The organism is Kineococcus aurantiacus (assembly GCF_013409345.1).
In the GTDB taxonomy this organism is placed as follows: domain Bacteria; phylum Actinomycetota; class Actinomycetes; order Actinomycetales; family Kineococcaceae; genus Kineococcus; species Kineococcus aurantiacus.
Map to the genome: position 1 here is coordinate 2,198,752 of NZ_JACCBB010000001.1, position 21,126 is coordinate 2,219,877.

Annotated in this window: 22 protein-coding genes; 11 read left to right on the forward strand and 11 right to left on the reverse strand. The window is 75.0% G+C overall.

Annotated elements, in window-relative coordinates:
• Nucleotides 1-119 precede the first annotated feature (119 nt).
• From BJ968_RS10635 to BJ968_RS10655, 6 genes are all read left to right on the forward strand, one after another.
• Nucleotides 120-1,070: an SDR family oxidoreductase gene (locus BJ968_RS10635; protein ID WP_179751633.1), complete on the forward strand. Its 951-nt coding sequence runs from the start codon at nucleotides 120-122 to the stop codon at nucleotides 1,068-1,070.
• Nucleotides 1,071-1,208: 138 nt separating this feature from the next.
• Nucleotides 1,209-1,334: a hypothetical protein gene (locus BJ968_RS25640; RefSeq protein WP_281372702.1), complete on the forward strand. Its 126-nt coding sequence runs from the start codon at nucleotides 1,209-1,211 to the stop codon at nucleotides 1,332-1,334.
• Between the two features lie 3 nt (nucleotides 1,335-1,337).
• Nucleotides 1,338-2,228, forward strand: a complete 891-nt coding sequence (locus BJ968_RS10640) for a LysR substrate-binding domain-containing protein (protein WP_179751635.1) — start codon at nucleotides 1,338-1,340, stop codon at nucleotides 2,226-2,228.
• A 77-nt stretch (nucleotides 2,229-2,305) separates the two neighbouring features.
• Nucleotides 2,306-3,010, forward strand: coding sequence for an SDR family oxidoreductase (locus BJ968_RS10645; protein WP_179751637.1), 705 nt, complete (start codon nucleotides 2,306-2,308; stop codon nucleotides 3,008-3,010).
• 62 nt (nucleotides 3,011-3,072) lie between these two features.
• Entirely contained in the window at nucleotides 3,073-4,074 is a 1,002-nt protein-coding gene (locus BJ968_RS10650) for a zinc-binding alcohol dehydrogenase family protein (RefSeq protein WP_179751640.1), read from the forward strand.
• 40 nt (nucleotides 4,075-4,114) lie between these two features.
• Complete coding sequence (locus tag BJ968_RS10655; RefSeq protein WP_179751642.1) at nucleotides 4,115-4,405, forward strand: antibiotic biosynthesis monooxygenase; 291 nt, start codon at nucleotides 4,115-4,117, stop codon at nucleotides 4,403-4,405.
• Nucleotides 4,406-4,450: 45 nt separating this feature from the next.
• Here BJ968_RS10655 and BJ968_RS10660 read toward each other — a convergent pair whose 3' ends face one another.
• Both BJ968_RS10660 and BJ968_RS10665 read right to left on the reverse strand, forming a co-directional pair.
• Nucleotides 4,451-5,635, reverse strand: a complete 1,185-nt coding sequence (locus BJ968_RS10660; protein WP_179751645.1) for a hypothetical protein — start codon at nucleotides 5,633-5,635, stop codon at nucleotides 4,451-4,453.
• Between the two features lie 182 nt (nucleotides 5,636-5,817).
• Complete coding sequence (locus BJ968_RS10665; protein WP_179751647.1) at nucleotides 5,818-7,584, reverse strand: SpoIIE family protein phosphatase; 1,767 nt, start codon at nucleotides 7,582-7,584, stop codon at nucleotides 5,818-5,820.
• Between the two features lie 352 nt (nucleotides 7,585-7,936).
• On the opposite strand from BJ968_RS10665, the gene BJ968_RS10670 reads away from it, so the two are divergent.
• Nucleotides 7,937-8,884 carry an oxygenase MpaB family protein gene (locus BJ968_RS10670; protein ID WP_343077958.1) on the forward strand — a complete coding sequence of 316 codons (948 nt, stop codon included), beginning with the start codon at nucleotides 7,937-7,939 and terminating at the stop codon, nucleotides 8,882-8,884.
• A 59-nt stretch (nucleotides 8,885-8,943) separates the two neighbouring features.
• Entirely contained in the window at nucleotides 8,944-9,285 is a 342-nt protein-coding gene (locus tag BJ968_RS10675) for a hypothetical protein (protein WP_179751651.1), read from the forward strand.
• 245 nt (nucleotides 9,286-9,530) lie between these two features.
• Here the strand turns inward: BJ968_RS10675 and BJ968_RS10680 are convergent, their stop codons facing one another.
• Nucleotides 9,531-11,057: a hypothetical protein gene (locus BJ968_RS10680; RefSeq protein WP_179751653.1), complete on the reverse strand. Its 1,527-nt coding sequence runs from the start codon at nucleotides 11,055-11,057 to the stop codon at nucleotides 9,531-9,533.
• Nucleotides 11,058-11,153: 96 nt separating this feature from the next.
• On the opposite strand from BJ968_RS10680, the gene BJ968_RS10685 reads away from it, so the two are divergent.
• Entirely contained in the window at nucleotides 11,154-11,759 is a 606-nt protein-coding gene (locus BJ968_RS10685; protein ID WP_179751655.1) for a hypothetical protein, read from the forward strand.
• Between the two features lie 275 nt (nucleotides 11,760-12,034).
• On the opposite strand, the gene BJ968_RS10690 is transcribed toward BJ968_RS10685, so the two are convergent.
• Together BJ968_RS10690 and BJ968_RS10695 are read right to left on the reverse strand one after the other, a co-directional pair.
• The gene (locus tag BJ968_RS10690) at nucleotides 12,035-12,883 is read right to left on the reverse strand and encodes a nitrilase-related carbon-nitrogen hydrolase (protein WP_218884985.1); all 849 of its coding nucleotides are present in this window, start codon (nucleotides 12,881-12,883) and stop codon (nucleotides 12,035-12,037) included.
• Entirely contained in the window at nucleotides 12,880-14,277 is a 1,398-nt protein-coding gene (locus BJ968_RS10695) for an amino acid permease (RefSeq protein ID WP_218884986.1), read from the reverse strand. The genes BJ968_RS10690 and BJ968_RS10695 overlap by 4 nt, the downstream gene beginning before the upstream one ends.
• A gap of 112 nt (nucleotides 14,278-14,389) precedes the next feature.
• Between BJ968_RS10695 and BJ968_RS10700 the strand changes: the two genes are divergently transcribed.
• A complete protein-coding gene (locus BJ968_RS10700) occupies nucleotides 14,390-15,376 on the forward strand; it encodes a substrate-binding domain-containing protein (RefSeq protein WP_179751657.1) in 987 nt (328 codons plus the stop codon).
• Between the two features lie 33 nt (nucleotides 15,377-15,409).
• On the opposite strand, the gene BJ968_RS10705 is transcribed toward BJ968_RS10700, so the two are convergent.
• The 5 genes from BJ968_RS10705 to BJ968_RS10725 all read right to left on the reverse strand — a co-directional run bounded on the left by BJ968_RS10705 (nucleotide 15,410) and on the right by BJ968_RS10725 (nucleotide 19,045).
• Entirely contained in the window at nucleotides 15,410-15,820 is a 411-nt protein-coding gene (locus BJ968_RS10705; RefSeq protein ID WP_179751659.1) for a hypothetical protein, read from the reverse strand.
• Nucleotides 15,817-16,575 (reverse strand): SDR family NAD(P)-dependent oxidoreductase, encoded by a 759-nt coding sequence (locus tag BJ968_RS10710; protein ID WP_343078252.1) that lies wholly within the window; start codon nucleotides 16,573-16,575, stop codon nucleotides 15,817-15,819. The genes BJ968_RS10705 and BJ968_RS10710 overlap by 4 nt, the downstream gene beginning before the upstream one ends.
• Before the next feature lie 171 nt (nucleotides 16,576-16,746).
• A complete protein-coding gene (locus BJ968_RS10715) occupies nucleotides 16,747-18,036 on the reverse strand; it encodes an alpha/beta hydrolase (RefSeq protein ID WP_179751662.1) in 1,290 nt (429 codons plus the stop codon).
• 98 nt (nucleotides 18,037-18,134) lie between these two features.
• Nucleotides 18,135-18,356: a hypothetical protein gene (locus tag BJ968_RS10720; RefSeq protein WP_179751664.1), complete on the reverse strand. Its 222-nt coding sequence runs from the start codon at nucleotides 18,354-18,356 to the stop codon at nucleotides 18,135-18,137.
• Nucleotides 18,357-18,568: 212 nt separating this feature from the next.
• Nucleotides 18,569-19,045, reverse strand: coding sequence for an NUDIX domain-containing protein (locus tag BJ968_RS10725; protein WP_179751666.1), 477 nt, complete (start codon nucleotides 19,043-19,045; stop codon nucleotides 18,569-18,571).
• Between the two features lie 106 nt (nucleotides 19,046-19,151).
• Here BJ968_RS10725 and BJ968_RS10730 point away from each other — a divergent pair, with 106 nt between their 5' ends.
• Entirely contained in the window at nucleotides 19,152-20,213 is a 1,062-nt protein-coding gene (locus BJ968_RS10730) for a cell wall-binding repeat-containing protein (protein ID WP_179751667.1), read from the forward strand.
• Nucleotides 20,214-20,292: 79 nt separating this feature from the next.
• On the opposite strand, the gene BJ968_RS10735 is transcribed toward BJ968_RS10730, so the two are convergent.
• A complete protein-coding gene (locus BJ968_RS10735; RefSeq protein ID WP_179751669.1) occupies nucleotides 20,293-21,081 on the reverse strand; it encodes a hypothetical protein in 789 nt (262 codons plus the stop codon).
• Nucleotides 21,082-21,126: the final 45 nt, after the last annotated feature.

The window sequence follows — 21,126 nt, forward strand, 5'->3', positions numbered from 1 at the left end:
AGCACGGGTGCCCGGCGTCGCCAGGGGTGGACCGGCAGGCCCTGGATGCCACCGCGGACCCGGCGGAGGCTGGTGCGACCGACCCGCCCCCGGCGGGTCCCGCTCCCCAGGAGGACGTCGTGTCCCGCACCCCCTCGCTATCCCTGCCCGACCTGTCCGGCCGGCGCGCCCTGGTCACCGGCGCCAGCGACGGCATCGGCTTCGGCATCGCCCGCCGACTCGCCGCCGCCGGCGCCCACGTGCTCCTGCCCGTGCGCAACCGCACCAAGGGCAACGCCGCCGTGGCCCGCATCCACGCCCAACACCCCCAGGCCCACGTCACCCTGCACGACCTGGACCTGTCCTCCCTGCGCTCGGTCGCCGCCCTCGGCGACACCCTGCGCACCCAAGGGCACCCCATCCACCTGCTCATCAACAACGCCGGGGTCATGACCCCACCCCAACGCCAGACCACCACCGACGGTTTCGAACTCCAGCTGGGCACCAACCACCTCGGCCACGTCGCCCTCATCGCCCACCTGCTGCCCCTGCTGCGCGCCGGCCGCGCCCGCATCACCTCCCAGATCAGCGTGGCCGCCCGCAGCGGCGCCGTGCACTGGAACGACATCAACTGGGAGGACAGCTACAGCGGCATACGCGCCTACAGCTCCTCCAAGATCGCCTTCGGCCTGTTCGGCCTGGAACTGGACCGCCGCAGCCGCGCCGAGGGCTGGGGCATCACCAGCAACCTGTCCCACCCCGGCGTCGCCCCGACCAGCCTGCTGGCCGCCCGCCCCGAACTGCAGCGCGAACGGAACACCCCCCAGATCGCCGTCATCCGCCGACTTTCCCGCGCGGGCATCCTGGTCGGCACCGTGGATTCCGCTCAGCTGCCGGCCCTGCACGCCGCCACCGCACCGGACGCGCGGGGTGGTCGGCTGTACGGGCCCACCGGCCCCGGGCACCTCGGCGGCGGGCCCGGCGAGCAGGCCCTGTACCGGCCGCTGCGCGACCAGGGCGAGGCCGAGCGGGTGTGGACGGTGTCGCAGGAACTGGCCGGGGTCTCCTTCAACACCCCCGCGACCGCCTGAGCCCCCGCACCGGGCGGCGCGGCGGCGGAGCACCGGGCGGGAGAGTCGTTCGTCGGAAGCGCCGGGCAGCGGTCCCCCCGTAGGTTCGGCCCAGGACGTCCGGCCACCGGCCGGCACCCGCCGACCCGAGGAGCCACCGTGCCCGAGAACGAGACCGTCCTCGAACCCGCCGGCGCGGGGGTGTGGGCCGCGCTCGTGCTCGCCGCGCTCACCCTCGGCCCCGTCCTGCTCGTGGCCCGCACCCCCGTGCCTGAGCCGGTCTGAGCCGTGCCCACCCTGCGCGCCCTCGAACTCCTCGTCGCGGTCCTCGACCACGGCTCCCTCACCGAGGCCGCCCGGCGGCTGCACACGACGCCGTCGGCGATCTCCCACCAGCTCGCCGCCCTCGAACGGGAACTGCGGACGCCGCTGCTGCACCGGCTCCCGCGGGGCGTGCAGGCGACCGCGGCCGGGCGCGCCGTCGAGGCCGACGCCCGGCGGGCCGTCGAGGCCGCCGCCGCCGTGACCCGCGTGGGCCGGGCGGTGGCGGCCGGGACGGCGGGGCGGGTGCGCGTCGCCTGCGGGGAGGTCCTCACCGCCCCGCTCGTCGCCCCGGTCCTGGCCCGCTGGCGGCACGAGCACCCCGACGTCGTCGTGGAACTGGCCGAGTTCGCCAGCGCCGACGCCCTCGCCGCGCACGTCGAGGCCGGTGACGCCGACCTCGGGGTGATCCCCCGGCCCCGGGGCTGGACCGGCGACGTGCACCTCGTCGGCCACGAGGAGGTCGTCGCGGTCGTCCCCCCGGGCCACCCCCTGGCCGGGGCCACCCCGACCGGGACGACGACCGTGGCCGGCGTCGCGGCCCACCCCGTCGTCGGGCTGACCCCCGGCAACGGCCTGGACCGCTGGCTGACCGGGCTCGCGGCCGACGCCGGGACCGCCTTCGACGTGGTGGTGCGGACCCGCAGCGCCTCGACCGCCGTCCACCTGGCCCGCGCCGGCGCCGGGGTCGCGGTCGTGCCGGTCAGCGCCCTGGGCGGTGACGGCACGGGCGTCGTGCGGTTCGACCCTCCCCTGGGGCGCGACGTCGTCGCGCTGCTGCCCACCGGCGGGGCCGACGCCCTCGCCGGGCAGTTCCTGCGCGACCTGCTGGCGCGGGGCGCGCCGCAGCTGCCGTGAGGAGTCCTCAACCCGGCGTCCGGGAACCCTCACAGCAGACCGGGACGCACACCCGCCTCGACCGCGTTGGGGAGACCGTGACCACCTCCGCAGAACTCACCGGGCACAGCGTGCTCGTCGTCGGCACCGGCGGCATCGCCCGCCGGACCGCGCAGTCGGCCCGCGACGCCGGCGCCGACGTCGTCCTCGCCGGACGCGACCCCGGGCGCACCGCGAGCGCCGCCGCAGCCGCCGGGGCCCGCCCCGAGACCGTCGACCTGTCCGACGAGGGGTCGATCGCGGCGCTGGCCGGGCGGCTCGGCCGCGTCGACCACGTCGTGAACCTCGCCGCCGCCCCCGCGAACGGGCCGCTGCGCGACCTGGGCCACGCCGCGCTCGTGCGCGCGTTCGACGCCAAGGTGTTCGGCCCCGCGCTGCTCGCCGGGCGCCTGGACATCGGCCGGTCCCTGACGCTGTTCTCCGGGTTCATCGCCTGGCGACCGGCCGCCGAGCGCGTCGCCATGGCCACCGCCAACGGCGCCACGGCGTTCCTGGCCCAGGCGCTGGCCGTGGAACTGGCGCCCGTGCGCGTCAACGCGATCTCCCCCGGTGTCGTCGACTCCGGTTCCTGGGACGGCCTGGGCGCGGCCAAGGAGGGTTTCCTGGCCGCCACGGCGGAACGGAACCCGGCGCGGCGCAGCGGGACCGTCGACGACCTCGCGCAGGCCGCCCTGTTCGCCATGACCAACCCGTTCCTCACCGCCACGACGCTGCACGTCGACGGCGGCGGCCGCTTCGCCTGACCACCCGCCCGAAGAACCCGCAGAAACCCGCTGAGACCCGCTGAGACCCGCAGGAGAGAACCGTGAGCACCGTCCCCGCCGTCGCCGCCCTCGACGGCCTGCCCGTCACCGACCCCGACGTCCTCGTGGACGTCACCGTCCCCGTCCCCGAGCTGCGCCCGCACGACCTGCTCGTCGAGGTCCGCGCCGTCTCCGTCAACCCCGTCGACGTCAAGGTCCGCGCCGGCCTGGGCAAGCAGCCCACCCCGAAGGTCCTCGGCTGGGACGCCGCCGGGGTCGTGCAGGCCGTCGGCGAGGCCGTGGAGGGTTTCGCCCCCGGTGACGAGGTCTGGTACGCCGGCGACCTGACGCGGCCGGGGTCCAACGCGCACCTGCAGGCCGTCGACGCCCGCATCGTCTCGCGCAAACCCACCAGCCTGACCTTCGCCGAGGCCGCGGCGATGCCGCTGACCACCATCACCGCGTGGGAGGCGCTGTTCGACCGGCTGCGGCTGACCGCCGACTCCACCGGCACCCTCCTCGTCCTGGCCGGCGCCGGTGGCGTCGGGTCGGTGATGATCCAGCTCGCCAAGCAGCTCACCGGGCTGCGGGTCCTGGGCAGCGCCGGGAAACCCGCGTCGGAGCAGTGGGTCCGCGACCTCGGCGCCGACGGCGTCGTCGACCACCGCGACCTGGTCGCCTCCGTGCGCGCGGCGGCCCCCGAGGGAGTGGAGTTCCTCTTCACGCCCAACACCCAGGGCCAGGTGGAGGCGTTCGCCGAGGTCGTGAAACCCTTCGGGCAGGTCGTCGGGATCGACGACCCGGACGGTCTGGACCTGATGCCCCTGAAGGCGAAGAGCATCGCCTGGCACTGGGAGTTCATGTTCACCCGGTCGATGTTCTCCACCCCCGACCTGGCCGAGCAGGGGGAGCTGCTGCGCCGCACCGCCGAACTCGTCGACGCCGGGCGGGTCCGCACGACGCTGACCACCACCATCGAGGACTTCTCCGCCGCCGGGCTGCGCGAGGCGCACCGCCTGGTCGAGACCGGCCGCACCGTCGGCAAGGTCGTCGTCACCCGCTGAGGACCCCGGACCCCCGGACCCGAACCCTGAGGAGGAACCCGTGAGCACCACCGTCGTCGCCGACATCGCCCCCCTGCCCGGCCGCGAGGAGGAGGTGGGGCGCGCCCTGCGCGCCGCCGTCACCCGCGTCCGCCGCGAGGACGCCGGCTGCGAGCGCTACGAGCTGAACACCGACCCCCGCGACGGTTCCTACGTCATGGTCGAGCAGTGGGCCGACGCGGCCGCGCTCGACGCGCACGCGGCCGGGCCGGCGTTCGCCGAGCTGTCCGCGGCGCTGGAGGGCCTGCTCGCCCGGCCCATCGCGGTCCGCGCGCTCACTCCCGTGGGGTGAGCCGGGCCGACCGTGCGCCGTCGCCTCCCGGGCGACGGCGCACGGTCAGCACGCCGGGGCGACGGGCACCGCGGCCCCGGTGTCGACGTACTTGTTCCCCGACAGCTTCACCCCGGCCGGCGCGATGACGGGGCCGTACTTGCCGCCGTGCCCGAAGCGGTTGTTGCGGAAGACGACGCTGGTGTCGACGTTCGCGTCGCAGCTGACGTTGACCGAGTACGTGCCGCCGTTGAAGTAGTTGTTCTCGAACACCGCGTTGCGCAGGCGCCCGGTGCCGGTCTCGGTCCCCAGCTGGACGGCGGCGTTGAGGAAGTCGTCGACGCCGGGGGTGCGCGGGTCGAGGGTGTTGTGCCGCACGAGGATCCGCTCACCACTGGTGGACTGCAGCGCGTCGGTGTGGATGCCCCCGGTGCGCACCAGGCCGTGGATCCAGCTGTCGAGGACCTTCACGTCGTACCCCAGGCGCGGGCCGTCCTGGGAACCGCGGACCTCCACGCGGCGCAGGGTGTAACCGCCCCAGCCGATGGCCGTCTCGCTCGCGCCCGCGCCGCCGTCGATCTCGGAGTCCTCCATGACGAAGTCCTTCACGCCGCTCACCGAGACCGCCACCTGCCGCCCGTCGGTGCAGGTGACCCGGGAGTTCCGCACGACGACACCGGCTGCGCGCACGGTGAGGCAGCCCATGTCGAGGCCGTCCAGGACGGTGCCGGGGGTGGTGACCACGACGTCACCGACGGGGGTGAGGACGGTTCCGGCGGGCACCCCCGTGGTGTCGGCGTTCGGCCAGCCGGCGGGGATGCCGAGCGGGACCGGCGGCACCAGCCGGAGCACCTTGTAGACGGTCTGGACCTGGTACTTGCCCTTGTACAGCTTGGCGACGAGGGTGACCGATCCGCTGCGGCCGGTCAGGTCCACCGTGCCGGAGGCCCGGTAGGTCGCGCCGCTCGCGGTGACGCCGCCGAGGGACCCGACCTCGGCGGTGCCGATGGAGTAGACCCCGCGGTCGAAGGGGACGGCGGTGGCGGTCTCGATGCTGATGGGCCCGGCGGGGATGCGGGCGTTGTTGACGGTGCTGCCGGCGTAGTTCATCACCGGCGAGGCGGCGCGGGCGGTGGGGGCGACCGCCGCGCTGGTCGTGCCGGCGACCAGGGAGGTCAGGAGGGCGGCGGCGACCGCCACGGCGCGGGGGCGGCGCCCCCGGCGGGTGGTGGACGAGACACGCTGGGACACAGGGGATCTCCTGGGGGGAAGAAGGTGAGTGTGCTCCCTGGGGTATCGGTCCCGGCACGGGGGGGACTGGCTGCGCCGGTGGGGTGCTGGCATGTGGGTGACACCGCGTCACGCCACGGGGACCGCGGGCAGGCGCGGCTCACGCGGCGCGGGGACCACCGCGCCGGTCGGCGGGACGGCGCTCAGCCCGCGTCGCGGTGCAGCGCGAACCACACCACCTTGCTCGCGAGGCCGTCCCCCACCGGGTGCACGCCCCACTCGTGGGCGGCGACGCTGACCAGCTGCAGCCCCCGCCCCGACAGGGCCTCGTCGTCGGGCGGCAGCAGCTCGGGCAGCCGGTCGTTCTCGTCCTCGACCTCGACGACCAGCCGGTCGGCGGTGCTGGACGCGCTGACCCGGATGTCGCTGCGGGCGTGCACGACCGCGTTGGCGACGAGTTCGCTGACGCACAGCTCGGCGGCGTCGACGGCGTCCTCGCCCCACCCGTCGGTCCCGGCGACGGAGCGGACGACGGCGCGCGCCGTCGACGCCGACCGCGGTTCCGGCGGCAGCACCGCGACGCGGGTGGCGGCGGCGGTCGCGTCGTGGGGTCCGTCCGCGGCGGGGGCCTCGTCGGTGCGGGCGCCGAGGGGGGTGGCGCGCAGGACGAGCAGGGTGCGGTCGTCGGCCGCGGTGGCGGGGACCGGCTCGTCGTGCAGGGCGGCGGTGGCCAGTTCCGCGCACACCTGGTGGGCGTCGGTGCCCGTGGTGCGGTGCAGCGACGCGGCGAGGGCGTCGAGGCCGGTCATGACGCCCGTGGTGCGGGTCTCGACGACCCCGTCGGTGACGAGGACCAGCACGCTGCCGACGGGCAGCCGCCGGTGGTGCTCGGTGCGGGCCCCGGGCCAGTCCACGCCCAGCAGCGGGTCCCCGCCGCCCTGCAGCACCCGGACCGCGCCGTCGGGGCGGCGCAGCACGGGCGGCGGGTGGCCCGCGTCAGCCCAGCGCACGTCGAGGGCGCCGTCGTCGGTGCGGGCGCAGGTGAGCACGAGCGCGGTGGCCGTCGTGCCCGGTTCCAGGGCCGCGACGACGGCGTCGAGCCGGTCCAGCAACCGGCCCGGGCCGTCGTCGCTGTCCCAGGCCAGCCCGCGCAGCAGGGTCCGGACGCGGGTCATGGCCGCGGCCGCGAGGTGGTCGTGCCCGGCGACGTCCCCCACGGCGACCACCACGTCGCCGCGGGCGCGGGGGAAGGTGTCGTAGAAGTCGCCGCCGATGTCCACGCCGTCCCCGGCGGGCACGTAGCTGACCGCGATCTCCAGGCCGTCGGTGTCCAGCGGCTCGGTCAGGACACCGCGCTGCAGCGCCCGCACCATCCGGCCCACGCGCACGCCGGCCCGGTGCTCCTGGTCGACGAGCAGGACGCGGTGCACGGTGGGGGCGCAGTGCGCGGCGAACACCTCCAGCCGCTCCACCTCGGCCTCCTCGAAGGGACCGGGCGCCGTCCACGACACGGCGAGGCTGCCCACGACGTCCTCCCCCACGCGCAGCGGCAGCAGCGCCCAGCGCGGGCGGTCGGTCACCTCGACGACCTCGGCCATCCGGGGGTGCACGCGCGCGGCGGCGTCGTGGTCGGGCACGAGGAAGGTGCGGCCCTCGCGGGCGGCCCGGCACGCCGGCAGGGGGCTGTCGAAGGGTTCGTGGTCGAAGCGGGCCCGCAGGTCGGGCCCGAAGGAGGTGCTGAGGACGAGCTGCCAGCCGCCGTCGGCGGCGGGGGTCACGATGCCGCAGCCCGCGGCGCCCAGGGCGGGCAGGCCGACGCCCACCAGGGAGCGCACGACGTCCTCCACGGACAGGGCCAGGCTCACGTCGAGGGCGAACCGCGCGACCGCCTCCCAGGCCGACCCGGCGGTCCGCTCCCCGTCGGCACCACCGTCACCGGACATGGCGGTCCCCTGCTCGTCGTGGCTCACGCCGACTGGACACGGCCCGCGGTCTGGACCCCTCACAACTCCAACACACCCACTCCGCCGGGACAACGGTCCGCGCCGGTCCGGTGGCCGGGCGGGCCGGGCGGGTCGGACCTCCCCGAGCCGCCGCAGCGCCGCACGCACCCGCGGGCGGCCGGCCACGCCCAGCGTCGGGAACGCCCGGTGCGGGTGCACGCCCACCGTCCGGTGCGACAGGTGGAGGCGGTCGGCGATCCGCCGGTCGCCCCGCCCCTCCGCGGCCAGCCGCCCCACCGGCAGCCGGAGGGCCGTCAGGGCCACCGCCCCTCCCCCGCCCCGGGGTGCGGGCGCGGGTGCGGCGGGTGAGCCTGGCGGGGTGCCCCTCCTGCTCCCCGCCCGGCCGCCGCTGCACGACCGGGTCCGGGCGGGGTTCCGGGCCCGCGTCTCCGGTGACCCCACGGGGGCTCCGGACTGGGTCCGCGACATCGCCACCGTCGGGGGGGGCCCGGGCTGGTTCGAGCCCGACGGGGTCGTCTGGCGCGTCCACGGGGACCTGTCGACCCTGGTCGGCGGCATCGCCGCGCTGCTGGGCCAGGGCACCCACCCGCTGGCCCTGGCGGGGGTGCAGCGGCACTCCTCCTACCGCACCGACCCGTGGGCGCGGCTGGCGGGCACGGCCCGCTGGCTGGTCGTGTCGACGTTCGGGTCGGCGGAGCTGGCCGGGCGCGAGGCCGCGCGGGTGCGGGCGATGCACGAGCGGGTGCGCGGCACCGCCGGGGACGGCCGCGCCTACTCCGCCTCCGACCCGGACCTGCTGCGGTGGGTGCACCTGGCCTTCACCGACGCCTTCCTGGCCGCCCAGGACGCCTGCGGGCACGACCTGTCCCGCCGGTTCGGCCCCGGCTGGGGCGACGTCTACGTCCGGGACTGGGCCCGCAGCGCCCACGCCCTGGGGGCCCGGGACCTGCCGACGGGGCGCGCGGAGCTCGCCGAGGCGCTGCGGGCGGTGCGCCCGTCCCTGGCGCCGGTGCCCGAGGACCTGCGGGCCTTCATCGCCGCCCCCGCCGGGCTGAGCCGTCCCGAGCGGGTCGTCTACGGACGGCTGGCCCGGGCCGGGGGCCTGGTCCTGTCGCCGGTCCTGGCCGACCTGGCGGGGGTGCCGGGCCGGGCCGCGGGGCGGGGGCGGGCCCGGCAGCTGCGGGGGGCGCGGTGGTCGCTGCGGGCGCTGCAGCTGGCGCTGGGCCCGTACAGCCCCTCGGAGGAGGCCGCCCGGTACCGCACCGGCCGCGGACCGCGACCGGTCTGGCTCGACGACCACCCGTGAGGGTGGTTCCCGCCCGGAACGCCCCTGGCGGTGAACGCCGGTCATTTACGATCCGCGTGATGTCCACGCTCAGTTCCCCTCCCCGTCCGGTGGGGTCCGGGGTCGCGCGCGCAGCGGCCCCGGCCGACACCGGCACCCTGCTGTGGCAGTGGTACGCCTCCCTGGACGAGCGGGGGGTGGCCGAGGCACGCCGGTGCCTGCTGTCGGGCACCTGCTCCCGCGCCCTGCTGGAGTCCCTGCGCCGGGTCCTGCCGCCCGGGGTCGCCTCCCGGCGCGGGCTGGACGACCCGCACGCGACGAACCCCGGCGACCCGCTGGGCGCCCGGTTGCAGACGCTGCTGCGCCAGCAGCTGCTCACGGGGCCACCGGCCCCGGCGCTGCTGCCGGCAGCGGGAGCCTGACGCTCACCGCCTGTGTGGCCGGTGCCGTTGGGGAGCCGGGTCGCGCTACGGCAACTGGCGGGGAAACGGTCCGCTTCGCCCCGTTGGTCATTGCCCTGCGCTCCGGCCGCCACTGACTGTGGTTCGCAGGCGGCGGTGAGAGGTCATCACCGCCAGTACAGTCTCGACGACCCGGGCCGTGGTGACATCCTTCTCGCGCGGATGCTGCAGGAATGCTGAGTCGGACAGTCGGCGATTAAGTCGCATCAACGTACATCATCGCTTCGCTTCCAGAAGAGAGTATAGGGCTCATCCACCCATTGAGTAACCGAATCTTCTGGCAAGACAGCCATCATGTAGCTGCTCTCGCTGCGTATTAGGAAGTGCAAGTGGGACCCATGCGCGAGCACGAGGTGGAGCTTGTTGCCGTGCGCCAGCTCTCTTGCCGTGATCGGGGCGACGGTCGGCTCAGCCCAGGGCGTATGGACACCCCCCTTGACTTGCGCTCCGGCTTCAAGGGTCACCTCACCCGTGACGCGACTTCCTTCTTCCATATCCAGAATTTCAGCCAGCTGAACACCTCTTTTAAAGACCAGGTCGCCCTGAACTGCCGCGCCGCCCCACAACTTGATCGACCCGCCAACCCGGGAGTCCTCTTCGAGATGAATTCCGTCGAAGGCAAAGATTCCTGCTTTTAACGAGAAGCCGGAACTTCCCTTCTGCCCTTCACTCTTGCGGCTCCCGACCCGACTGAGGTCGTAGATCCCGATGTCATCGCTAATTTCCGCTCCCCTCCCGAGGAGGATGCCTCTCGAGACGCTGGCACTGGACGAAAGATGCAAATGTCCCAAAGTCGCTCCAGGTCGGACGATGACGTAAGCAGTCACTCGAGTCGCTACAAGCGAAAGAGAGCTCACACGAGAGCCCGGCCCAAGAACGATCCCGTCACCGACGGTGCCCTCACCCAGTTGCACACCAGCACCGATCTCTGCCGCCTCCCCGATGCGGAGACCACCGCTGACGGTTGCCGGCCCGGCGATGACCAGGCTACCCCCGATCCTGCTCCCGGCGCGCAGATCAATGTTCTTGATATGAGAGGAGGGCTCGATTCTCAGGGTTTGCTCAACTGCTCCGCCCTCTGCGACGACCAATCCGCTCAGCAAGGAGGAGCTGCGCTCCAGACGGATCTCACGGACCCTGCTCTCGGCCTGCAACTGAAAGATGCCTTCGATCGTGAGGTCGCTACCACCTCGAACGTGTCCTCCGATCCTGGAGCCCTGGCCTACGACAAACTGGCCCTTGAGGATGGTCTTGGCTTGAAGTTCGACGTTGCCGTCGATTTGGCACCTTGAACCGACGGCAACATCGCCGGGGATGGGCTGGCTAGAACCGAGTTCAATGTTTCCCTTGATGGTGGTGTCATCCCCGAGGGAGATTTCGCCACCGAACAGGCAATCGTTCAAGTTCAAGTCACCTGCGATGAAAGTGCGTCCCATCGTCAGCTTTCCGAGGGGGCAGCCGCTGAAGTCCGCTCCATCCAGGACCGCCCCTTGCAGGTCGATCGACTGAGGAGGTAGGTCGAGGTCGACACTGGACCGGAGAAGGTCCCTCATCAGTCGGAACGCGGTACGCCTGACCTCCCCCTCGGCATCGAGGATTCTCGAGTCCTTGTCGCTCTGCAATTGCCACTTGCGGCGTTCCCTGAGTGGCGGTGTACGGGCATCCCCAGGCCCACGAGGGCGGCTGCGATGATCGTAAGGCTGCCTCAGGTACGCACAGAAGATCTCGATCACTACAGGGCTCCGGCGAGCTCCTTCTCTTGATCTGGTGTCCTCGAGTGCCAACCTGTGAAGAGAGTGCAATCCTCCCAGACGGACTGATGCTGAGGTGTGACCAAGCTGGTCGATGGCACTACTGAAGCGTGCATCTTGTTGAGAGGTAACTGCCTGGCGCTGAGTCGCCAGGTCACGCTCCCGCGTCAGAGAATTCGTAATGCTCGTCTGCATCACAGCTTCTCGAGCGAGTCGCGCGTTGTGATTGCTCACGATCACACCGATAGCGGCGGCGGCAGCGGCGAGCAGCGCCCCGGAAACAATTCCGACAGGCGCTCGAGCCGCCACCAGTTGACTCTCGTAGGCCTGTTCGTCAACGGCCCTGTCAAGACCTCGTCGGGCGGCATCCTCACAATCAAGAGCCGCCCCTGGAGATGCACTCGTCGGGGCTGGACACGGCACCTCGAAAGACGCACGCGCCACGAGGTAATCGGGAAGAACAACCCACAAACCCGCGACCGCAATCAGCGCTCCGGCAAGTATCAGCCCGATGTTTCGCCATTCACCGCGATTGAAGCCTGCATCGTGTGTGCGCTTTCGCTGCGTCGAGCCGTGATGAAGACCCTCGTCTGCGCTGTCGTCCATGAGCTTGATCCTGCCCCATTGCTGTTCCGAGCGGGGCGGAATCTGTTCACGTTCCGACTGGTAGGGGTTCGCACCTGACGCAAATTCCTCTCCACCGGCGTCTGGCTCAACTGAGCACAGTTGAGTCGTCCAAGTGCGCTGGTGCAGACGTGCAGTTGGGCCGCCGAGGAGGTGAGGCGACTGGCGGCTTGACTGCACACCATCCTCAAGCACGCAGATGTCATGGTCATCGACGTCACTGCGACGGCGGGCGGCCGAGGCGAACCGCTCCCGGTGACGCCCGTACCGGCCGCGTCCGCCAGCCAGTTCTCAGTGTTGTCGGCATCGCCCGGCGCAGGGCAGGATGGAGCCCCTCAGCCGGTGAGCGGCCCGTACAGCGCGGGCCGGCGGTCGGCGTGCACGTGGTTGCGCGCCGACACCCGCTTGTCCCGGGCCTCGGCCAGCCGGCAGTCGGCGAGGAGCACCTGCTCGGCGCCCCCGGCCTCCGCCTCGGCCAGCGGGTAGCCGTCCGGCCCGACGATCGCCGAACCGGCCACCCACTCCACGCCGCGTTCGGTGCCGGTGCGGTCGCAGGCGGCCACGAACATGCGGTTGGCCGCGGCGCCGGCCTGGACCTGCACCACCTCGATGGGCCGTTCACCGCCCCCGCGGCGCGGGCCGGGCCAGTTCGTCGGGGCGCAGACGAGGTCGGCGCCGGCCAGGCCCACCAGGCGCACCCACTCGGGGAACTCCAGGTCGTAGCAGATCACCAGGGCCAGCCGCCCCAGGTCGGTCTCGACGACCTGCGGCGGCTGGTCGCCGGGGACGAAGAACTCGCTCTCGCGGTCCCACAGGTGCACCTTGCGGTAGACGGTGCGCACCCCGGTGGGGTCGACGAGGACGGCGCTGTTGCGCAGGGTGCCGTCGTCGGCCCGCTCGGCCAGCCCGGCCGCCACCACGAGGCCGTGCCGGCGCGCGGCGGCGGTGAGGGCCGCGGTGGTCGGGCCGTCGAGGGGTTCGGCCAGCGCCCGCGCCTCCTCGGCGGACTCGAACACGTACCCGCTGCGCAGCAGTTCGGGCAGGACGACGACGCGCGCCCCGCGGGCCGCGGCCCGGTCCAGGGCCGCCAGCCCGCGGGCCAGGTTCTCCTCGGGGCGGCCCACGGCGAGCGCCACCTGGCACACCGCGACGGTGGTCCCCGCACCGACGGCGGAGGCGGTCACCGGGCGGTCTCCACGGGCGCCGCCGCCGCAGCGGGAGAGGCGTCGGCCTCGTCGAGGGCGAGTTCGGGGACGGGGCGGCGGAACACCCGCGTGAGGCCCAGCAGGTAGACGAAACCCACGACCAGCCAGGTCAGCCCCACGACGAACGTGGTGCCGGACAGGCTGGTCCACAACCACAGGGTCAGCACGACGCCGATCCCGGGCAGGACGCCGAACAGGACGACGTCGCGCGCCGACCGCCGGTGCTGGTCGACCACGTAGTGCTTGACCACCGAGAGGTTCACGAAGGAGAACGCCACCAGCGCCCCGAAGCTCACCATCGCGGCGGCCAGTTCCAGGCCGATGAGCAGCGCCGAGCAGGACAGCACCCCCACCACGACGACCGCCGCGACGGGCGTCCGCCAGCGGGCGTGCAGGACGCCGAAGAACCGCCGGGGCAGGACCCGGTCGCGGCCCATCGCGTAGAGGACGCGGGAGACGCTGGCCTGGGAGGCCATCGCGGAGGCGAAGCAGCCGGCGACGTAGGCGGCGGTGAAGAACACCTGCAGGAACTTCCCGCCGGCGGCGGCCATGACGTCCAGGGAGGCGGAGTCGACGTCGGCGAACGCGTGGCCCGGCAGGACGAGGTGGCTGATCCAGGCGATGACGACGAAGAGGACGCCGCCGACGAGCGCGGACAGCAGGATCGCCCGCGGGATGGTGCGGCGGGGGTCGCGGGCCTCCTCGGCCAGCGTGGAGACGGCGTCGAAACCCAGGAACGACAGGCACAGGATCGCCGACCCCGCCAGGATCGCGGGCAGGTGCGTGTCACCGCTCCAGAACGGCGCCGTCAGCGACGGGGCGCCCGTGCGGCCCAGCACGCGCACGGCCGCGAGGACGAAGACGAGCAGGAACACGCCCTGGACGGCCAGCAGCACGACGTTCAGCCGCGAGACGGTGTCGATGCCGAGGACGTTGAGCCCCGTGACGACCGCGATGGCCAGGAGCACCCAGACCGCCGCCGGGACGGCGGGGACCGCCTCGTGCAGGTAGATCCCGATGACCAGGTAGTTGATCATCGGCAGGAACACGTAGTCCAGCAGCAGGGCCCAGCCGACGAGGAAACCGGTGCGGGCCCCGAAGGCGGTGCGGGTGTAGGCGTAGGCCGAGCCCGCGGAGGGGCGGGCGCGGACCATGCGCCCGTAGCTGTAGGCGGTGAACAGCATCGCCACGGTCGTGACGACGTAGGCCAGGGGCAGGTGCCCGGCCGTGAGGTCGGTGACGATGCCGTACGTCGTGAAGACGGTCAGCGGGACCATGTAGGCCAGGCCGAAGACCACCAGGGACGGCACGCCGAGGACCCGGCGCAGGCGCACGGGCGGGGCGGCGGACGCGGGGACGGGCGGTTCGCTCACGGGTTCTCCCTCTCGGTGGGGACGCCGACCGCGGCGTCGGGCGCAGCACCGAGGAAAGCACTGCAGGAACGATCCTGCAAGGGGTTCGGCGCACTCGGGATACCGTGCGGTCGTGCCCACGCTCCGCGACGTCGCCCGCGCCGCGGCCGTGTCCACCACCACCGCCTCCGACGCGCTGTCCGGCCGCGGGCGCCTGCCCGAGGCCACCCGCCGCCGCGTCGCGGCCGTCGCCGCCGAGCTGGGGTACCGCCCGAACCTCACCGCCCGGAACCTGCGGCGCGGGCGCACCGGCGCCGTCGGGCTGCTCACCCCGCAGCACACCGCGGGCCTGGCCTACTACATGCAGCTGGCCATGGGCGCGGTCGAGGCCGCGCACGCCCAGGGCGTCGCCCTCACCCTGCTGCCGGCCGTCGAGGTCTCCCGCGGCGGGCTGCACGTCGACGGCGTCGTCGTCGCCGACCCCGCCCTGGACGACCCCGTCGTCCGGTCCCTGGCCGGCGCCGGCCTGCCCGTCGTCACGTGCGAACGGGACCCCACGCCGTCGGCCGAGCACGCCGGCCGCGTCGAGAGCGACCACGCCGCGGTGGTCACCGAGCTCCTGGACCACCTCGAGGCGGCCGGGGCCCGGCGCGTCGCCGTGCTCACCCCCGGGCAGGAGACCGCCTACGGCCAGGACGCGCACCGGGCCCACCAGCGCTGGTGCGCGCAGCGCTCGGTGCCCCCGCTGGCGGTCGAGGTCGGCCTCACCGCCCGGCCCGAACGCGTCCGGGAGGCCGTCACCGCGCTCCTCGACGCCCCGGAACCGCCCGACGCCCTGCTGGCCGTGCCCGACGGCAGCGCCGTCACCGCGCTGGAGACCGTCCGCGCGCGCGGGCTGCGGGTCCCCGAGGACCTGCTGTTCGCCGCCTACGCCGGCGGGCCCGCCATCGAGGCGCTGGACGTCACCGCGGTCGACCTGGCCCCCCGGCAGATGGGGCACCGGCTGGTGCAGCTGCTGCTGGACGTCCTCGACGGCCGCCGCCCCGCGGGGACGCGCGAGGACCTGCCGCTGCGGATCGTCCCGCGCGGCAGCACGGCGCGAGCGCCCCGGGGCGCCTGAGGCCCCCGGCACGGGGACGCGCCCACCGGCGCTCTACCGGCCCAGCCCGTCCACCAGGGCCGTGGCGTCCAGCAGCCCCAGGCGCGGGTCCGCCGCCCGCAGCGCCCTGACGAGTTCGGCCCTGCCCGCCGACGTCCCCGGGTCCAGCCGGTGCTGCTCGGCCAGCGCCCGGACGCGCGCGGGCGTCATCGCGCGCCGGGCCTCCTCGGCCTCCCGCCGCCGATGGGCCTCCCCGCCGCGCCGCGCCGCCGAACCGGGACCCACGGCCCGCAGCAGGCGCCGGGCGAACAGCGCGGTCACGACGACCGTGGCCGCCAGCCGCCACCAGTCCCGTTCCAGGGCGTCGCCGACGGAGAGCACGACACCCGCGACGGTCCCCAGCGCCCAGCCGGTGACCTCCAGGCGCCGGCCCCAGGTCCCGGACCGCGCGGGGGGTGTGCTCACCCGCCCAGGGTGCCAGCCCCCCGCACGGCGTCGGAGATCGACTTCACCCCGCCGTGCGCCGTGAGCCCGCCGTCGACGGGGATCTCGGCGCCGGTGATGAACGAGGCCCGGTCGCTGAGCAGGAAGACGACCAGCGGGGCGACCTCCTCGACGGTGCCGGTCCGCCCCAGCGGGGTCTCGGCGACGTTGGCGGCGCGGAACGCCGGGGCGGCCGAGGCCGTCATGGGGGTCTCGACGTACCCGGGGTGCACGAGGTTGACGCGGATCCCGCGGGGTCCCAGTTCCAGGCAGGCCGCCTTCGTCAGTCCCCGCAGGGACCACTTGCTCATGGTGTACGCCACCGGGAAGTGCCCCGTCAGGGCGGCCGTGGAACCGACGTTGACGATGGACGAACCCGGCCGCAGGTGGGGCAGGCACGCCTGGATGCCCAGCAGCGGGCCGACGGCGTTCACGGCGTGGACGCGGTGCGCGTCGGCGGCCCGCAGTTCGGCCAGCCGCGCGCGCCAGGTGGTGCCGGCGTTGTTGACCAGGCCGTCGACGCGGCCGTACCGGGCGGCGACGTCGCCGACGAGCTCGGCCCAGCCCTCCTCGTCGGTGACGTCGAGGCGCCGGTACTCGGCGCCGGCGAGGTCCTCGTCGGGGGCGGCGGTCAGGTCGACCCCGACGACGGTGGCCCCCTCGGCGCGCAGGGCCCGGACCTCGGCCGCTCCCTGACCGCGGCCGGCGCCGGTGACGAGGACGACCTTCCCCTCCACCTGACCGGGAACGTGACCGGGGACCTGGCCGGGGACGGGACGGGCGCCGGGGGACGCCTCCTCGCGCGGACTGCTCACCCGGTCACGGTGGCCGGTGCGCGGGGAACCGCGCAACCACGTGCCGGTGATGACCGGCATCGACGGGACCGATCCCGCCGGGCGGGGACCCGTTCACCGCGGGTCGAGGAACTCCCCGAGGAACTCCTCGGTGGCCCGCACGGTCACGGCGACGGACTCCTCCCGCCCGAGGGAACCGACGACGGAGGGGACCGGGGGCAGGAACAGCGGGGCGTCGGTGAACGTCAGGTGCGCGGCGCCGGGGACCCGCTGGACCCGCGCCGCCGGGGAACGCGCCGCGACGGCCTCGACGGCGCGCGCGTACGCGGCGTCGGCGTCGGGGTTCCCGGTGCCGCGGCCGGCGACGAGGAACAGCACGGGGACGTCGAGGCCGTCGGCGCCGCGCGGCAGGCCGTCGAGGTCGACGGCGGCGTCGACGCGGTCGTCGTCCGCCGCGACGCGCAGGGCGGCGGCCCCGCCGAGGGAGTGGCCGGTCGCGGCGACGCGGCTGAGGTCGAGGTGGCCGCGCAGCAGCCCGTCGGCGGCGTTGCGGCGGGTGAGTTCGTCCAGGGCCGAGGACAGCTGCCGGGCCCGCACCCCGACCTGGCGGTCCGCGGCGGCCTGGTCGCGGGCGTCGTCGCCGGTGCTGCGGACGCGGGTGGGGACGGTGTCCCCGTCGGGTTCCACGACGAGCGCGGAGTCGCACGGGTGGTCGAGGGCGACGACGACGCGGCCGCCGGCGGCCAGCGCGGTGGCCCACGCGGAGTTCTGCCGACGCACGGAGGCGTCCCCGGGGGAGAACAGCACCACGGGGAACCGCCCGGCCGCCACGGGGGTCCCGTCCGCCGCCGGGGACCGGGCCACGACCGCTTCGCGCAGCAGGAACCCCGGGACCCCGAACGTCCCGGCGAGGGCCGCGGCGACCTGCCGGGACTCGGCGCGGTCGCGGCCCAGGTGGGGCGCGGGTTCCCCGGCGGTGGCGGCGGGGTACCAGACCTGCGCGACGACGGTCGACGCCGGGCAGTCCGGGACGGGGCCGTCCCAGGAGACCTCGGTGGTCCCGACGGGGTGCGGGCCGGTGGGTCCGGGAACCCGCAGCGGCGGGAAAGCCCAGACCGCGAGGGTTCCCGCGAACGTCGCGACCACCGCGGCCGCGGCCGCCGGGAACCTCACCCGGCGTCGCCCGGCCACGAACCGGGCGACAGCCAGGACCGCGGCGACCAGCAGGGGCAGCAGCTGCCACCGCGGTCCCCCGTCGAGGGAGTTCAGCAGGAACCCCGCGACGACGGCGAGGACGGGGACGAGCAGGGAAACCCACCGGCGCCCCCGCGGCCCCCGCAGGGGGACCAGCGCACCACCGAGGGAACCCAGCACGGCGACCCACGTCCCGACGTCTCGCAGCACGCCGCCGACCCTGCCGCACGCGGTCACCGCGGGGCGTCAGACCAGGGGTGGAACCACGGGCCGGGGACGTCCGACCACGGGAGGGCGCGGGAGGGAACTCACCCCAGGGCCTCCCCCCACCACGCCGACAGCGGCCACGGCCCCGGGCCCTGCGGGCGGGAAACCCTGCGGCGCCGGCGCGACCGCACGGCGAGGCGCCGCAGCAGGGCGACGGTGACCGGGGTGGCGGGCGGCCGCGCGGCCTCCAGCGCGCAGATCGCGCACGCGGCCGGGCAGGGCGGTGCGGCGGGTCCGGGGGGAGGCCGGAGAACAGGGCGCACGGGAACTCCTCGTCGGGTCGGCGGAGGTCGTGGCGGGTGACCGGCGGCCGGGTCCTCGCCCGGTCCCGCGGGTTCTCGTGCTGCTCACGCTAGGCGGGTCCACCGCGCCCAGGCCACCGGTTTTCCCTCCCCGGTCCCCCGGGACGGGCCGGCCCCGCGGCCTCGGCCCCGACGACGCCAGGAGCGGTCGGGGGCGGCGCGCTCCCGTCGACCTACTGCGTTCCGGCCGGGCCGAGCAGCCCCAGCAACCGGTCCACGAACACGGCCTGCCCCGCCACGAGCTTGCCGCGGGCCTCGTCGGGGGTGAGCCACGCGACCCGGTCGATCTCGGGGAACTCCCCCGTGCGGCCCGAGCGCGGCGGCCACTCCATGGTGAACGTGCCGGGCACGACGGCCGCCGGGTCGAGGTCGGCCTCACCCGCCCAGATCGTCACGACCTTCCGGTTCCACTGGGTCGACTCCCCCAGCTCGACGAGGTCGACGTCGGGCACGGGCAGGCCCAGTTCCTCGGAGAACTCCCGGCGGGCCGCGGTGAGCAGTTCCTCGCCGGGTTCAGGTTCCCCCTTGGGGATGGACCAAGCGTGCTCGTCCTTGCGCGCCCACAACGGTCCGCCCATGTGGGCCGCGAGGAGTTCCACTCCCGCCCCGGTCCGGCGGAACAGGAGGATCCCGGCGCTGCGCTTGGGCACGGGCTGATCCTGCCCCGGTCCGCCGCCCGCCGCAGCCCGGGAAAACCCGCCCGCGGCGGGGCCCGCAGCTGCCACACTGGCGCCCCAGCCGACCCCAGGAGGAACCGTGCCCCGCCCGAGCGCCCGCCGCGCCCTGCCCGTCGCCCTGCTGTCGGCCCTGGCGCTGGCCGTGCCGGCGGCCGCGTCCGCCGCCCCCGAACCCGGGTTCGAGACGCTGACCCCGGCGTGCGTCCCGGCCCCGCCGGTGCAGCACCCGGGGTGCGGGACCGCCTACCGCGGCGCACCGCTGCCCAGCGGAACCCCGGACCAGGTCGTCGAGCTGTCCGGCGCCGACCGGTTCGCCACGGCCGCCGCGATCGCCGAGCACGGGTTCCCCGAGGCCGACGTGGCCGTCCTCGTCAGCGGTGAGGACCGCCACCTCGTCGACGCCCTGTCGGCCGCGCCGCTGGCCCGCAGCCTGGCCGCGCCCCTCCTGCTCGCCACCCGCGACGACGTCCCGGCGGCCACGGCCGCCTACCTGCGCGACCACGCCGTGCGGTCCGTGGTGGTCGTCGGCGGCGACGACGCCCTGTCGGCCCTCACCCCGAAGCGGTTGCAGACCCTGGGGGTCACCGACGTGCAGCGCATCGCCGGGGCCGACCGCTACGCGACGTCCCGGGCGGTCGCCGCGTTCCTGCCGGCGGCCACACACGGCTGGGCGGCCTCCGGCGAGGACGCCCACCTCGTCGACGCGCTCGCCGCCGCCGGCCCGGCCGCCCGCCTCGGCGAACCCCTCGTCCTCGTCGCCGACGACGACCCGATCCCCGCCGGGGACGCGCTGCGGGCGCTGGGGGTCACGACGACCACGGTCGCGGGCGGACCGGAGGGCGTGTTCCCCGAGGCGCTGGCCCCGCTGCCCACCCCGCACCGCGCCGCCGGGGAGGACCGCTACGGGACGGCCGCGGCGGTGGCCGTGGAAGCCGTGGACGCCGGGCTGCCCGCCGAGGACGTCGTCCTCGCCCCGGGCCTCACCGGTCACCTCGTCGACGCCCTCGCCTCCGGCCCGCTGGGCCGGGCGACGCTGCTCGTGGGCGAGGACCAGTCGTCCTTCGACGTCGTCGAGGCCTGGTTCGACACCTACGGCGCGGGTCGCGTCACGGCCGTGGGCGCGGTGAGCATCAGCGGCTGACGGTCGACGGCCGGGGACCGGCGAGAGCGTCGGTGAGAGGGTGCACCCGGGTGACGCTTCGACGCTGCAGGTCGGGGACCTAGTGCGGTGGCACCACCGCACCCCCTGCGGCGGCCGTCCACGCGTCGCAACTGCTCTCACCCGGCTGGACGAGCACAGCGGGCGGGACCCACACCTGCACCTGCCCGTCCGGTCCGCGCCGACCCAGCACGCAACCGCTGCCGCGGGGAGCCGCGGACAGCGCCGCCCCCACCCAGCCGTCGTGCACCCCCACGTCGACCCGCACACCGGGACGCGGCGCAGCGTCCAACGCCGCCCGCACCGCCGCGGCGCCGGGTCGGTCCAGCGCTGCCCGCAGGGCCTCGGTGTCCGCGTCCGTCAGGTGCGGCACCGGCGGCGGTTCCGGCACGTCGATGACCTCGCGCTGCTCGCAGCCTCGGTCGATCCGCTCGGCGAGGGGTTCCCCGGTGCTCGGGTGGACGTCGACGCCCCACGGGCGCAGCACGTAGCGGTAGCAGTTCCGCGTCGACGGAGCCTGGTCCGGGCCGAGGTCGAAACCCCGACCGCCACCGGGAGCCCCGTACCCGGTGACGCGCACCTCCACGACGGTGCCTTCGACCGTCCCGCCGGGTCCGGGCGCCACCTCCAGCAGCTCCACTGCCGGCCACGTCGCACCCTGCCCGTCGCGCAGGGCGAAACCCACGACGTCGTCGAGGTCGCCGCTGCCGCTCGCGGTGCGGTCCAGGGAGCGGCCGACGTCGGCGGCTCGGGCGTCGGCGTCCGCGTCCGCCTGCGCTGTCGAGGTGCAGCCGGTGAGCAGGAGCGGCAGGCAAGCGGCTGCGAGGGCGAGCTGGGAGGCGGTGCGCACCCGCCCAGCGTGCTGGACGGCCCGCGCGACGACGTCCGCCGACGG